This is a genomic window from Pseudomonas sp. NFACC41-3, from assembly GCF_900109505.1.
GTDB classification, from domain to species: domain Bacteria; phylum Pseudomonadota; class Gammaproteobacteria; order Pseudomonadales; family Pseudomonadaceae; genus Aquipseudomonas; species Aquipseudomonas chlororaphis.
Genome location: NZ_FOAE01000003.1, coordinates 278094 through 291602, shown reverse-complemented (window position 1 = coordinate 291602; position 13509 = coordinate 278094). Strand labels below are relative to the sequence as shown.

Genomic DNA, 13509 nt, shown 5'->3' with positions numbered 1-13509 from the left:
TTAAGTGAACCAGAACTGGCATGGCACCCTGATTCGCCACATGCTGCTATTGGTCACCGGCTGCCTGCTGGTGGGCCTGATCAGCGGTTACTACGGCTGGAGCCTGGCCATCGGCCTGGGGATCTACCTGGCCTGGACCCTCAAGCAACTGCTGCGCCTGCACGAATGGCTGCGCCTGCACCAACCCGATGAAGCACCGCCCGATGGCTACGGCCTGTGGGGCGAGGTGTTCGACAGCATCTACCACCTGCAACGCCGCGACCAACGGGTGCGCGGGCGCCTGCAAGCGGTGATCGACCGGGTCCAGGAGTCCACCGCGGCGCTGAAAGACGCGGTGATCATGCTCGACAGCGACGGCAACCTGGAATGGTGGAACCGCGCCGCGGAAACCCTGTTGGGCCTGAAGACCCCGCAGGACAGCGGCCAGCCGGTGACCAACCTGGTGCGCCATCCGCGCTTCAAGGAATATTTCGAGCAGGACAATTACAACGAGCCACTGGAAATCCCCTCGCCGACCAACGACCGGGTCCGCATCCAGCTGTACATCACCCGCTACGGCAACAACGAACACCTGATGCTGGTGCGCGACGTGACCCGCATCCACCAGTTGGAACAGATGCGCAAGGACTTCATCGCCAACGTCTCCCACGAGTTGCGCACGCCGCTGACGGTGATCTGCGGCTACCTGGAAACCCTGCTCGACAACGTCGAGGAAGTGAATCCGCGCTGGAGCCGCGCCCTGCAGCAGATGCAGCAGCAAGGCGGGCGCATGCAGACCCTGCTCAACGACCTGCTGCTGTTGGCCAAGCTGGAAGCCACCGACTACCCGTCGGACAACCAGCCGGTGCCGATCGACGTGCTGCTGCAGTCGATCAAGAGCGATGCCCAGGCGCTGTCCGGGGAGCGCAACCAGCGCATCACCCTGGAAGCCGACGCGCAGGTCCTGCTCAAGGGCAGCGAGGCGGAACTGCGCAGCGCCTTTTCCAACCTGGTGTTCAACGCCGTGAAATACACCCCGGCCGAGGGCAACATCCGCATCCGCTGGTGGGGCGACGAGCAAGGCGCGCACCTGAGCGTGCAGGACTCGGGGATCGGCATCGACAGCAAGCACTTGCCACGCCTGACCGAACGCTTCTACCGGGTCGACTCCAGCCGCAACTCCAACACCGGCGGCACCGGCCTGGGCCTGGCCATCGTCAAGCATGTGCTGCTGCGCCATCGGGCGCGCCTGGAGATCAGCAGCGTGCCGGGCCACGGCAGCACTTTTACCTGCCATTTCGCCCCGGCCCAGGTGAAAAGATTGCGTACCGACACCCTGACCGACCAGCGGTGACAGCCACGCGCCACTAGGCAATCGCCCTGCCAGCCGCTACATTGGCTGGCTTGCGCCGGCCATTGCGCCGCGCATTTCTCTCTTTTTCGAATACACGGAACCCGCAAAACTCCATCATGGACCCTTCCCCTGGTTTTACCCTCGCGTCTCTTTTCGCCGACTTCGGCATGATTCTTTTTGCACTGCTCCTGGTTCTGCTCAACGGCTTTTTCGTAGCCGCCGAGTTCGCCATGGTCAAACTGCGCTCGACCCGGGTCGAGGCCATCGCCCACAAGAACGGCTGGCGCGGGCAGATCCTGCGCACCGTCCACAGCCAGCTGGATGCCTACCTTTCCGCGTGCCAGTTGGGGATCACCCTGGCCTCCCTTGGCCTGGGCTGGGTCGGTGAGCCGGCCTTCGCGCATTTGCTGGCGCCGCTGCTCAGCGCCGTGGGCGTGGATTCGGCGGAAGTGGTCAAGGGCGTGTCGTTCTTTACCGCCTTCTTCATCATTTCCTACCTGCACATCGTGGTCGGCGAGCTGGCGCCCAAGTCTTGGGCCATCCGCAAGCCCGAGCTGTTGTCGCTGTGGACGGCGGTGCCGCTGTACCTGTTCTACTGGCTGATGTACCCGGCGATCTACCTGCTCAACGCCAGCGCCAACACCATCCTGCGCATCGCCGGCCAGGGCGAGCCCGGCCCGCATCACGAGCACCACTACAGCCGCGAAGAACTGAAGCTGATCCTGCACTCCAGCCGAGGCCAGGACCCTAGCGACCAGGGCATGCGCGTACTGGCCTCGGCCGTGGAAATGGGCGAGCTGGAAGTGGTGGACTGGGCCAACTCCCGGGAAGACCTGATCAGCGTGGAGTTCAACGCGCCGCTGAAGCAAATCCTCGCCCTGTTCCGCCGCCACAAGTTCAGCCGCTACCCGGTCTACGACAGCGAGCGCAACGAATTCGTCGGCCTGCTGCACATCAAGGACCTGCTGCTGGAACTGGCGGCGCTGGACCACATCCCCGAATCGTTCAACCTGGCCGAGCTCACCCGCCCGCTGGAGCGCGTTTCCCGGCACATGCCGCTGTCGCAGCTGCTGGAACAGTTCCGTAAAGGCGGTTCGCACTTCGCCCTGGTGGAAGAAGCCGACGGCAAGATCATCGGCTACCTGACCATGGAAGACGTGCTGGAAGTGCTGGTCGGCGATATCCAGGACGAACACCGCAAGGCCGAGCGCGGCATCCTCGCCTACCAGCCCGGCAAGTTGCTGGTGCGCGGCGATACCCCGCTGTTCAAGGTGGAACGCCTGCTGGGCATCGACCTGGACCATATCGAGGCCGAAACCCTCGCCGGCCTGGTCTACGAGACCCTGAAACGGGTACCGGAAGAAGAAGAGGTCATGGAAGTCGAAGGCCTGCGCATCATCATCAAGAAGATGAAAGGCCCGAAAATCGTCCTGGCCAAGGTGTTGATGCTCGATTGAGCAAGGCCTGAGCCCCCATCGCGAGTAATCGACGCTCGATTGCTCGCGATCCCTCTCCCCCGATTATCACCTACTCCGCCGATCACCCTGTAGCCGCTGCCGAAGGCTGCGATCGACCTCGGCGGCACTCCGACGAAGCGGGCGCAGGATCTTGAGATCGCTGAAGGCCTTCAGCAGCGGCTACATGGCTACTTCTTGCCCAGCGCGAAGTTCGGCAGGCTGCCGATGGGCTGGTTGAACTGATAGGGAATCGACACCAGCCCCAGCCCCGTATTGCGCTGCACCACGAAGTGCAGGTGCGGGCCGCTGCTGTTGCCGGTGTTGCCCGACAGTGCCAGCGGGCTGCCCACCACGACCTGCTGGCCTTCACGCACCTTTACCGAGCCGCGCTTGAGGTGCAGGTACACCCCCATGGTGCCGTCGTTGTGCAACACCCGCACGAAATTGCCGGAAGGGTCGGTGCCGCGCCCGCTCTGGCGGTTCTCGGTCTTCACCACCACCCCGCCGCGCGCCGCGATGATCGGCGTGCCCTCGGGCATGGCGATGTCCATGGCATAGCGGCTCTTGGGGCCGAAATGGCTGTACCGGCCGTTGGCGCCCTGGGTCAGGCGAAAGGGGCCACCACGCCAGGGCAGCGGGTAACGATAGGCCTGGGCGGCGCCCGCAGGGTCGCCCAGGGAGTAACGAAACTGCGGGACATAGATCAGCGGCTTGCCCGCCTGCATGGCCGTGAGCTGCGCCAGGCGCTGTCGGCTGCGGGCCGGCAGTACCCGGCGAATCGGCTGCCTGGGGGCACTGCGGATATTCTTCAGGCCGGTAAACCCCAGCTCGATCTCCACCGGCGCATACAGGTCGTTACGCACAAAGACGCTGTCCATACCCCAGCTCTTCTCGACGTCCAGACGCACCTGGCGTTCCAGGTGCTCGACCATGCGATCGCGAAACACGAACACTTGGGCGCCCGGCGACGGACGGTCGCTGTAGGACACCACGCCGTTGGCGTCGGTGGACTTGTAGATGGTCATGGCCATGGCCGAGGTGGCAGCCAGCAACAGACCGCAGGAAAACAGCAGGTGCATGAACATGGGCAAGATTCTGAGGAAAGCCTGAAATCAGGCTAGCAGCCCGACGTGGACTTTGTATGAATCAACCCTGCACCAGAGGTTCCATTGCCGACGGACTGAAACTGATATCGACCCCCAGGTGCGCGGCGTCGGAGAGGTTGACCAGCGCATCCAGGGAAAACTTGTTGATCTTGCCGCTGAGCACGTCGTTGAGCCGCGGCTGGGTGATATTGAGCCGCCTGGCGGCCTCCTTCTGCGAAACACCCCAGGCCTTGATGGTCTTGCCCAGCTCCAGCATGAGCTTGGAGCGCAGGCGCATATTGGCGGCTTCCTGGGGCGAACCTTCGAGCGCGTCCCAGACACTGGCGAAACGCTCGGTATGCATGTGATCGGTCATGGCGTGAACTTATCTCCTGAAGTCTGGCCCGAGCCAGCTCGATGTCCCGCGCTTCGGTCTTGCGGGTGGTCTTGCGCATGGCATGCAGCACATAAATGGCCGCGGGCCGGTTGGCCACGTAAAACACCCGAAACGCTCCTGAATCCTCACTGATCCTGATCTCGAACACTCCAGGCCCCACGGTTTTCATCGACCGGCAGTCATAGGGCGGCTCGCCCTGCTGCAACAGATCCAGCTGAAAACCCGCGGCCCTTCGCGCATCCAGCGGAAAAGCCCGGAGGTCCCGGAGCGCGCTCCCGACAAACACCACATCCTTGTGCCTAGGCATCGAACCTCTCCCGTTACTGACCCCAGAGAGGTTAAACAACCCGACCGCCACAGCGCGCGACCGGGTTGTTTCAAAGCGTGGCCAGGCACAAGAAAAGCCAAAAGCACAGACCACAAACTATATCAGTACAGATATAAATCAACCTGAAAAACCGAGAATCGGACACACGGCATCAAACCACTGCCCCCTCCACCAAACGCCTTGCTCTGCGCCGCCTGCAACACATCACGACCATCACCCAACACCAGATACAGCGCCTGAATGACACACCCCAGATCACCCTCATCAGCGTGCAAAAGCGTGGTACAGGAAAGTGTTTGCAGCAGGTTTCGCGCCGCATTCAAACGCAGACTGGCACTGGCCTGCAGATCGACCAGCGACGCATCCGGGTTGATCAGCAGAACGGGGGAGTCGCCGGAGTTGGACTTGAGGGGAATTGGCTTGGACATCGATAACGCTCCTATTTTGGGAGCTGTCAGCCATCGTCGCCAAACGATAGGGTGGCAGCTGTACGCAGGTTGGCGAACCGGGTAAATAGGAAAACCGGCAGACCCGAAGGTCTCCCACGCACAGCCGCCATAACACGGCGAACACGAAATGCCCGACATGATACATGGCGCTGTTACGCCTATTAACACGAGTCGCCAAACCCGGTCGCGGAATTGGCCGCGACAAACCAGAGCCTAGGTTTGAGCCCAGAAGGAAGCAATCGAGGGATTGTGTGGGGATGTGAAAGGTCGGGGGCCAGCGGTCCGGAGAATGCAGCGTCAGAGCGGACGCTATCGCGGGCAAGCCTCGCTCCTATGGAAACGTGGCTGCCCGCGAAACAGCGGGCAGGAACCCGTCAGGCGCCGGGGACGAAGTGTTTCTGCGCCGTGCCGCGGGCGATCAGGCGGGAGATGTAGTCGAGTTTCTGCGCATCCTGGTCGACGAAGCGGAAAGTCAGTTGCAACCACTCGCTGTCCGGCTTCGGCTCATAGGCCACCACCGCATGCAGGTAGCCGTTCAAACGCGCCACTTCGGCATTGTCGCCCTGCTCCAGGTCCAGCACGGCGCTGTCGAGCACCTGCGGCAGCGTATCGGTGCGCTTCACCACCAACAGCGCCTCCTTGATACTCAGCGCCTTGATCACGCACTGCTGGGTACCGCTGGGCAAGCGCAACTGGCCCTGGCCACGACCACCAGCAGACGCAGCGGCGGCAGGAGCCGGCGCCTTCACCGGCGGACTGTTGAGCAACCCACGGGACGGGGCTGCGGCGGGAGCAGGAGCGGACACCACGGCAGGCTTGGCAAACGGATTGACCGCCGCAGCCGCCGGCGCGGCACCGATGACTTCGGCCTTGCCGCCGGTCAGGGCACTCAGGGAGTCATTGCCGAACGCCGAGTTCATCTTGGTCGGCGCGCTGTTCATCAGGGTGTCGAGCTTGCCGACCTTGTTCAGCGCCTGCTTGACCTTGGTCAGCAGCTGCTCGTTGGTGAACGGCTTGCTGACGTAGCCGGAGACGCCGGCCTGGATCGCCTGCACCACGTTCTCCTTGTCGCCGCGACTGGTGACCATGATGAACGGCATGGCCTTCATCGCTTCCTGGCCGCGGCACCAGGTCAGCAGCTCCAGGCCGGACATTTCCGGCATTTCCCAGTCGCACAGGACCAGGTCGAAGGCTTCACGGGCCAGCAGGGCCTGGGCTTTACGGCCGTTGATGGCGTCCTCGATCTTGATGCCAGGGAAGTAGTTGCGCAGACACTTCTTCACCAGGTCACGAATGAACGAAGCGTCATCCACCACCAACACACTTACCTTACTCATCGACCACCCCTTTAAAAATCCCGGCTAGCATAACGCTTTACTGATGGCACTTTGCCAAAACTCTTCAGTCACGCCAGGACTTTTCGTTCGCGGGCGCTGCTTTTCAAGTTAAATCCCCATAAACGAAAACGCCCGGCCAAAGGGCCGGGCGCTTCTCTCGGGCAACCTTACTTATCGTCAGCTTCACCCGGAACATTAGCGGTTTCGGCACTGGTGCCTTCAACTTCTTCCTTCATCCGCTTCAGGCCCAGATGGCGCACATCGGTGCCACGCACCAGGTAAATCACCAGCTCCGAGATGTTGCGCGCGTGGTCACCGATCCGCTCCAGGGAGCGCAGGACCCAGATGATGCTCAGAACGCGCGAGATCGAGCGCGGATCTTCCATCATGTAGGTGGCCAGCTCGCGCAGCGCGGTCTTGTACTCGCGGTCGATGATCTTGTCGTACTGGGCCACCGACAGCGCCAGGTCGGCGTCGAAGCGGGCAAAAGCATCCAGCGCATCGCGGACCATGTTGCGCACCTGGTCGCCGATATGCCGCACTTCCACATAGCCACGCGGGGCTTCGCCTTCTTCGCACAGCTGGATGGCGCGACGGGCGATCTTGGTCGATTCGTCGCCGATGCGCTCCAGGTCGATCACCGATTTGGAGATGCTGATGATCAGGCGCAGGTCGGAAGCCGCCGGCTGGCGACGGGCGAGAATGCGCAGGCATTCTTCGTCGATGTTGCGTTCCATCTGGTTGATCTGGTCGTCGATCTCGCGCACCTGCTGGGCGAGCCCCGAGTCGGCTTCGATCAGCGCGGTGACGGCGTCGTTGACTTGTTTCTCGACCAGCCCGCCCATCGCCAGGAGGTGGCTGCGCACCTCCTCGAGCTCGGCGTTGAACTGCTGGGAGATGTGATGCGTGAGGCCTTCTTTACTAATCATGGTTGGCGTCCTTGGAGCGTCCGGTAAGGTGCGGTGGACCGCAGCGTCAGTTCAGTGAGCAACAACAGCTTCCTAGCCGTAACGACCGGTGATGTAGTCTTCGGTCTGCTTCTTCGCCGGATTGGTGAACAGCGTATCGGTGTCGCCGAATTCCACCAGTTTGCCCATGTACATGAACGCCGTGTAGTCGGAGACACGCGCGGCCTGTTGCATGTTGTGGGTCACGATCACAATGGTGAACTTCGATTTCAGTTCGTAGATCAGCTCTTCGACCTTCAAGGTGGAGATCGGATCGAGCGCCGAGCACGGTTCGTCGAGCAGCAGCACTTCCGGTTCCACGGCGATGGTGCGGGCGATCACCAGACGCTGCTGCTGGCCACCGGACAGGCCGAGTGCCGATTCATGCAAGCGATCCTTGACCTCGTCCCACAGCGCCGCGCCCTTGAGGGCCCACTCGACGGCTTCGTCGAGGATGCGCTTCTTGTTGATGCCCTGGATGCGCAGGCCGTAGACCACGTTCTCGTAGATGGTTTTCGGGAACGGGTTGGGCTTCTGGAACACCATGCCCACGCGGCGGCGCAGCTCGGCGACGTCTTCGCCCTTGCGGTAGATGTTGTTGCCGTAGAGGTTGATCTCGCCTTCCACGCGGCAGCCGTCCACCAGGTCGTTCATCCGGTTGAAGGTCCGCAGCAGGGTCGACTTGCCGCAGCCGGACGGGCCGATGAAGGCGGTCACGCGCTGCTTCGGAATGTTCATGCTGACGTCGAACAGCGCCTGCTTCTCACCGTAGAACAGGCTCAGGCCCGGGACTTCGATGGCCACGGTTTCCTGGTCCAGGTTCAGGCTCTGCTTGTCGCGGCCCAGGGCCGACATGTTGATGCCGTGGGTATGTGCTTCTTGTTGCATGATCTCACTCCGTTCGTAGCTGCAAGCTTCTAGCTGCAAGCTGCAAGTTTGAGCAAAAGCGGCTTGTAGCTTGCCGCTTGTGGCTAATGGCTTTAGCTATCCAGCGCCTTGTATTTCTCGCGCAGGTGGTTACGAATCCACACTGCCGACAGGTTGAGCGTCGCGATCACCAGCACCAGCAGCAGCGCCGTGGCGTACACCAGCGGCCGCGCGGCCTCGACGTTCGGGCTCTGGAAGCCGACGTCATAGATATGGAAGCCCAGGTGCATGATCTTCTGGTCCAGGTGCAGGTATGGGTAGTTGCCGTCCACCGGCAGCGACGGCGCCAGTTTCACCACACCCACCAGCATCAGCGGTGCCACTTCACCGGCGGCGCGGGCCACCGCGAGGATCATGCCGGTCATCATCGCCGGGCTGGCCATTGGCAGTACGATCTTCCACAGGGTTTCCGCCTTGGTCGCGCCCAGGGCCAGGGAACCTTCACGCACGGTGCGGGGAATCCGCGCCAGGCCTTCCTCGGTGGCCACGATCACCACCGGCACCGCCAGCAGCGCCAGGGTCAGGGAAGCCCAGAGCAGGCCCGGGGTACCAAAGGTCGGCGCCGGCAGCGCTTCGGGGAAGAACAAGCGGTCGAGGGAACCGCCCAGCACATAGACGAAGAAACCCAGGCCGAACACGCCGTAGACGATGGCCGGCACGCCCGCCAGGTTGTTCACCGCGATGCGGATCACCCGGGTCAGGGTGTTCTGCTTGGCGTATTCACGCAGGTACACCGCGGCCAGCACGCCGAACGGGGTGACAATCATCGCCATGATCAGGGTCATCATCACGGTACCGAAGATCGCCGGGAAGATACCGCCCTCGGTGTTGGCTTCACGTGGGTCGTCGCTGAGGAACTCCCAGACCTTGCTGAAGTAGAAGCCCATCTTGGTCAGGGTGCCCATGGCGTTCGGCTGGTAGGCGTGCACCACCTTGCCCAGGCTGATCTCGATCTCTTTGCCGTTGGCGTCGCGGGCGGTGAGGCTGTCACGGTTGAACTGCGCGTGCAGGTCGCTCAGGCGGGCCTCGACGTCCTGGTAACGGGCGTTCAGCTCGGCGCGTTCGCTTTCCATGTCGGCCTGGGCGGCGGCATCGAGCTTGCCGTCCAATTCCAGCTTGCGACCGTGCAGGCGGATGCGCTCGAGACCGGCGTTGATCGCGCCGATGTCGACTTTCTCCAGGGTCTTGAGCTGGGCCGCCAGCTTGTTCACTCGCTCGATGCGCGCCTGCAGTTCCGGCCAGGCCGCTTCGCCTTCGGCGATGACCTTGCCATCCTGCTTGACGTTGACCAGATAGCCGTAGAAGTTGCCCCACTCGCGCCGCTCGATGGCCATCAGCTCCGGCGGCGTGGTCTGGTTGGTCAGCCAGTCGCCGACGATCCAGGTGAAGTCGTTGCCGTTCAGGTCACGGTTGCCGACCTTGATCAGCTCGCGGGTCATGAACTCGGGGCCTTCGTCCGGCACCGGCAGGCCGGCGCTCTTGAGGCGTGCCCGCGGCACTTCTTCTTTCTGCACCACTTCGCCAATGACCAGGTGGTTGGCCTGGCCCGGCACGTCGTAGTGGGCATGCACCAGGTCCGCCGGCCAGAAGTGGCCCAGACCGCGCACGGCGATCACCGCCAACAGGCCGATAGTCATGATGACCGCGATGGACACCGCGCCACCGCTGATCCAGACGCCCGGGGCGCCGCTCTTGAACCATCCATTCAGGGAGTTCTGTTTCACAGACTTCTACCTTTCTTAAAGCGACGAGTATTTCTTGCGCAGACGCTGACGGATCAGCTCGGCGAGGGTGTTCATGACGAAGGTGAACAGCAGCAGCACCAGCGCCGAGAGGAACAGCACGCGGTAGTGGCTGCCGCCGACTTCCGACTCCGGCATTTCCACCGCGACGTTGGCCGCCAGGGTGCGCAGGCCTTCGAACAGGTTCATTTCCATGACCGGGGTGTTGCCGGTGGCCATCAGCACGATCATGGTTTCGCCGACCGCGCGGCCCATGCCGATCATCAGCGCCGAGAAGATGCCCGGGCTGGCGGTGAGGATCACCACGCGGGTCATGGTCTGCCACGGGGTCGCGCCCAGAGCCAGGGAACCCAGGGTCAGGCCGCGCGGCACGCTGAACACGGCGTCTTCGGCAATCGAGTAGATGTTCGGGATCACCGCAAACCCCATGGCCAGGCCGACCACCAGGGCGTTGCGCTGGTCGTAGGTGATGCCCAGGTCATGGGAGATCCACATGCGCATGTCGCCGCCGAAGAACCAGTTCTCCATGAACGGGCTCATGTACAGCGAGAACCAGCCCACCAGAATGATCACCGGGATCAGGATCGCGCTTTCCCAGCCATCCGGCACCTTGAGGCGCACCGACTCAGGCAGGCGGCTGAAGACGAAACCGGCCACCAGGATGCCGATCGGCAGCAGCATCAGCAGGCTGAAGATGCCCGGCAGATGACCTTCGACGTAAGGCGCGAGGAACAGGCCGGCGAAGAAGCCGAGGATCACCGTCGGCATCGCTTCCATCAGCTCGATCACCGGCTTGACCTTGCGGCGCATGCCCGGAGCCATGAAGTAAGCGGTGTAGATCGCCGCGGCCACCGCCAGCGGGGCTGCCAGCAACATCGCGTAGAACGCTGCCTTCAACGTACCGAAGGTCAGCGGCGAAAGGCTCAGCTTGGGTTCGAAGTCGGTGTTGGCCGCGGTCGATTGCCAGACGTATTTAGGCTCGTCGTAGTTCTCGTACCAGACCTTGCTCCACAGCGCGCTCCAGGACACTTCCGGGTGCGGGTTGTCGAGCACCAGCGGTTGCAGCTTGCCGCCGGCTTCGACGATCACCCGGTTGGCCCGTGGCGACAGGCCGAACAGGCCTTCGCCCTCGACCACCTGGTCCACCAGCAGGGTGCGGTGCGCGGTGCTGTGGAACACGCCGAGCTTGCCCGAGGCGTCCAGGGCGACGAAGCCCTTGCGGCGCTCTTCGGCGGTGATTTCGATGATCGGCGTGGTGCCCATCTGGAAGGTACGGATCTGCTTCAGGCGCAGTTCGCCGTCCGGGTCGCGGGCCATGAACCACTGGGCCAGGCCGCCCTTGGAAGTGCCGATGATCAGCGAGATACCGCCCACCAGCTGGGTGCTGGCCGTCACTTCGGCATCGGCATCCTCCAGCAGTTTGTAGCGACCGTTGAGGCTCTTGTCGCGCAGGCTGAACACGTCGGCCTGGGCACGCCCGTTGATCACGTACAGCCACTGCTGGCGCGGGTCGATGTACATGGCCTTGACCGGTTCGGTCATCTGCGGCAGCTCGATGCGGTTCTGCTCGCTGGTGACCTCGCCGGTCATCATGTTTTCTTCGCGGGTCAGTTGCAGCACGTGCAGTTGCGCGCCGCTGGAACCGGCCACCACCAGCGCCGAATCGGTGGCGTTGAGGTTGACGTGCTCCAGCGCACCGCCCTGCTCGTTCAGCACGATCGGGGTTTCGCCATAAGGGTATTCGATGGCCGGCGAGATGGTTTTCTTGCCTTCCGGGTAGCTGACCTTATAGGTGTGACGGAACACCAGCGCCTGGCCGTTGGACAGGCCAACCACCACCAGCGGGCTGCCCGGCTGATCCTTGCCGATGGCGGTCACGGTGGTGCCGGCCGGAATCGGCAGGTCGACGCGGCGCAGCTCGGCACCGTTGTCGATGTCGAAGAACAGCGCCTGGCCCTTGTCGGAAACCCGCATACCGACCTGGTTCTGCTCTTCCAGGGAGAACATCAGCGGCTTGCCGGCGTCCTGCATCCAGGCTGGCGTCAGCGGGTCCTTGGCGGTCAGGTCGGCGCCCTGGAACAGGGGCAGCACGACATAGGCGAGGAAGAAGAAGATCAAGGTGATCGCGGCCAGCACGGCCAGACCGCCAACGAGGACGTACCAGCGGGTCAGGCGATCTTTCAGCGCGCGAATGCGGCGCTTGCGTTGCAGCTCAGGCGTATTGAAGTCAATGCGCTTGGGGGGAGAAGTCGGAGTCATGGTGGAGTTGGCCAGATCATTCATGCGCACACCCTAGCGATCCTGTATGACAGAAAGATGACAATGCAGTGACGCAACAAATCCGCCGCGGAGCAGAGCTGGCAGCGGATCGAAAATTGGGGGGTGTAGGAGCGAGTTTGCTCGCGATGGGAGCCGCCAGACACAGATGCTGCGTTGGCCTCGCCATCATGTCGCGAGCAAGCTCGCTCCTACAAGGTCCGGGACAGGCCCGGACCTAGGGTGTTACTTTTTTACGACTGCAGCGCCTTCCTGCAGGCCCAGGTCAGCCAGTGCCTTGGCGGCGACTTTGGCTGGCAGTGGGATGTAGCCGTCTTTCACTACCACTTCCTGGCCCTGTTTCGACAGAACCAGTTTCACGAACTCGGCTTCCAGCGGGGCCAGAGGCTTGTTCGGGGCCTTGTTGATGTACACGTACAGGAAGCGCGACAGCGGATACTTGCCGTTCAGGGCGTTTTCTTCGGTGTCTTCGATGAATTCGCTGCTGCCTTTCTTGGCCAGGGCCACGGTCTTCACGCTGGCGGTCTTGTAGCCGATGCCCGAGTAGCCGATGCCGTTCAGCGAGGAGCTGATGGACTGGACCACCGAAGCCGAACCAGGCTGTTCGTTGACGTTAGGCTTGTAGTCGCCTTTGCACAGGGCTTCTTCCTTGAAGTAGCCGTAGGTGCCGGATACCGAGTTACGACCGAACAGCTGGACCGGCTTGTTGGCCAGGTCGCCGGTCACGCCCAGGTCGCCCCAGGTCTTGACGTCGGCCTTGGCGCCGCACAGGCGGGTCGACGAGAAGATCGCGTCAACCTGTTCCATGGTCAGGTGCTGGATCGGGTTGTCCTTGTGCACGAACACGGCCAGGGCGTCCACGGCAACTGGGATAGCGGTTGGCTTGTAGCCGTACTTCTGCTCGAAGGCCGCCAGTTCGGTGTCCTTCATCTTGCGGCTCATCGGGCCCAGGTTGGAGGTGCCTTCGGTCAGCGCAGGTGGCGCGGTGGCGGAGCCAGCGGCCTGAATCTGGATGTTTACGTTCGGGTATTCTTTTTTGTAGTGCTCGGCCCACAAGGTCATGAGGTTGGCCAGGGTATCGGAGCCGACGCTGGACAGGTTGCCCGACACACCAGTGGTCTTGGTGTAGCTCGGGATAGCAGGGTCAACAGCGGCAACCGCGTGGGCAGTCGCAACGCCAGCAGCGACAAAAGTCATTGCCGCCATCAAACGCTTCAGTTTCATGCCTTA

Annotated in this window: 11 protein-coding genes and 1 pseudogene; 2 read left to right on the top strand and 10 right to left on the bottom strand. The window is 62.6% G+C overall.

What is annotated here, in order from left to right; genetic code table 11:
• The first annotated feature begins 40 nt into the window (after nucleotides 1-40).
• A complete protein-coding gene (gene phoR / locus BMY68_RS15560) occupies nucleotides 41-1333 on the top strand; it encodes a phosphate regulon sensor histidine kinase PhoR (RefSeq protein WP_239691108.1) in 1293 nt (430 codons plus the stop codon).
• 116 nt (nucleotides 1334-1449) lie between these two features.
• Nucleotides 1450-2790 carry a hemolysin family protein gene (locus tag BMY68_RS15555; protein WP_007930300.1) on the top strand — a complete coding sequence of 447 codons (1341 nt, stop codon included), beginning with the start codon at nucleotides 1450-1452 and terminating at the stop codon, nucleotides 2788-2790.
• 188 nt (nucleotides 2791-2978) lie between these two features.
• On the opposite strand, the gene BMY68_RS15550 is transcribed toward BMY68_RS15555, so the two are convergent.
• The 10 genes and pseudogenes from BMY68_RS15550 to BMY68_RS15505 form a co-directional block, all read right to left on the bottom strand.
• Nucleotides 2979-3875, bottom strand: a complete 897-nt coding sequence (locus tag BMY68_RS15550) for a peptidoglycan DD-metalloendopeptidase family protein (protein ID WP_085532809.1) — start codon at nucleotides 3873-3875, stop codon at nucleotides 2979-2981.
• 61 nt (nucleotides 3876-3936) lie between these two features.
• Nucleotides 3937-4251 carry a helix-turn-helix domain-containing protein gene (locus BMY68_RS15545; RefSeq protein ID WP_037004383.1) on the bottom strand — a complete coding sequence of 105 codons (315 nt, stop codon included), beginning with the start codon at nucleotides 4249-4251 and terminating at the stop codon, nucleotides 3937-3939.
• 4 nt (nucleotides 4252-4255) lie between these two features.
• Nucleotides 4256-4579, bottom strand: a pseudogene (locus tag BMY68_RS15540) (type II toxin-antitoxin system RelE/ParE family toxin); the annotation flags it as partial.
• Between the two features lie 122 nt (nucleotides 4580-4701).
• A complete protein-coding gene (locus tag BMY68_RS15535; RefSeq protein ID WP_085532807.1) occupies nucleotides 4702-5028 on the bottom strand; it encodes a hypothetical protein in 327 nt (108 codons plus the stop codon).
• Between the two features lie 395 nt (nucleotides 5029-5423).
• The gene (locus tag BMY68_RS15530) at nucleotides 5424-6386 is read right to left on the bottom strand and encodes a response regulator (RefSeq protein WP_053263131.1); all 963 of its coding nucleotides are present in this window, start codon (nucleotides 6384-6386) and stop codon (nucleotides 5424-5426) included.
• A 167-nt stretch (nucleotides 6387-6553) separates the two neighbouring features.
• A complete protein-coding gene (gene phoU / locus BMY68_RS15525) occupies nucleotides 6554-7315 on the bottom strand; it encodes a phosphate signaling complex protein PhoU (RefSeq protein WP_009041366.1) in 762 nt (253 codons plus the stop codon).
• Between the two features lie 72 nt (nucleotides 7316-7387).
• Nucleotides 7388-8221: a phosphate ABC transporter ATP-binding protein PstB gene (gene pstB / locus BMY68_RS15520; RefSeq protein WP_007928526.1), complete on the bottom strand. Its 834-nt coding sequence runs from the start codon at nucleotides 8219-8221 to the stop codon at nucleotides 7388-7390.
• 92 nt (nucleotides 8222-8313) lie between these two features.
• Nucleotides 8314-9984 carry a phosphate ABC transporter permease PstA gene (gene pstA, locus BMY68_RS15515; RefSeq protein WP_085532805.1) on the bottom strand — a complete coding sequence of 557 codons (1671 nt, stop codon included), beginning with the start codon at nucleotides 9982-9984 and terminating at the stop codon, nucleotides 8314-8316.
• Nucleotides 9985-9999: 15 nt separating this feature from the next.
• The gene (locus BMY68_RS15510) at nucleotides 10000-12285 is read right to left on the bottom strand and encodes an ABC transporter permease subunit (RefSeq protein ID WP_009041368.1); all 2286 of its coding nucleotides are present in this window, start codon (nucleotides 12283-12285) and stop codon (nucleotides 10000-10002) included.
• Nucleotides 12286-12504: 219 nt separating this feature from the next.
• Complete coding sequence (locus tag BMY68_RS15505; RefSeq protein ID WP_085532803.1) at nucleotides 12505-13503, bottom strand: phosphate ABC transporter substrate-binding protein PstS family protein; 999 nt, start codon at nucleotides 13501-13503, stop codon at nucleotides 12505-12507.
• Between the last annotated feature and the right edge of the window lie 6 nt (nucleotides 13504-13509).

Excerpts from the sequence above, each read along its gene's own strand:
- BMY68_RS15545 (WP_037004383.1), bottom strand. The coding sequence starts at position 4,251 with ATGACCGATCACATGCATACCGAGCGTTTCGCCAGTGTCTGGGACGCG.
- pstB (WP_007928526.1), bottom strand. The coding sequence starts at position 8,221 with ATGCAACAAGAAGCACATACCCACGGCATCAACATGTCGGCCCTGGGC.
- BMY68_RS15510 (WP_009041368.1), bottom strand. The coding sequence starts at position 12,285 with ATGAATGATCTGGCCAACTCCACCATGACTCCGACTTCTCCCCCCAAG.
- BMY68_RS15555 (WP_007930300.1), top strand. The coding sequence starts at position 1,450 with ATGGACCCTTCCCCTGGTTTTACCCTCGCGTCTCTTTTCGCCGACTTC.
- phoU (WP_009041366.1), bottom strand. The coding sequence starts at position 7,315 with ATGATTAGTAAAGAAGGCCTCACGCATCACATCTCCCAGCAGTTCAAC.
- phoR (WP_239691108.1), top strand. The coding sequence starts at position 41 with ATGCTGCTATTGGTCACCGGCTGCCTGCTGGTGGGCCTGATCAGCGGT.
- BMY68_RS15505 (WP_085532803.1), bottom strand. The coding sequence starts at position 13,503 with ATGAAACTGAAGCGTTTGATGGCGGCAATGACTTTTGTCGCTGCTGGC.
- BMY68_RS15550 (WP_085532809.1), bottom strand. The coding sequence starts at position 3,875 with ATGTTCATGCACCTGCTGTTTTCCTGCGGTCTGTTGCTGGCTGCCACC.
- BMY68_RS15535 (WP_085532807.1), bottom strand. The coding sequence starts at position 5,028 with ATGTCCAAGCCAATTCCCCTCAAGTCCAACTCCGGCGACTCCCCCGTT.
- BMY68_RS15530 (WP_053263131.1), bottom strand. The coding sequence starts at position 6,386 with ATGAGTAAGGTAAGTGTGTTGGTGGTGGATGACGCTTCGTTCATTCGT.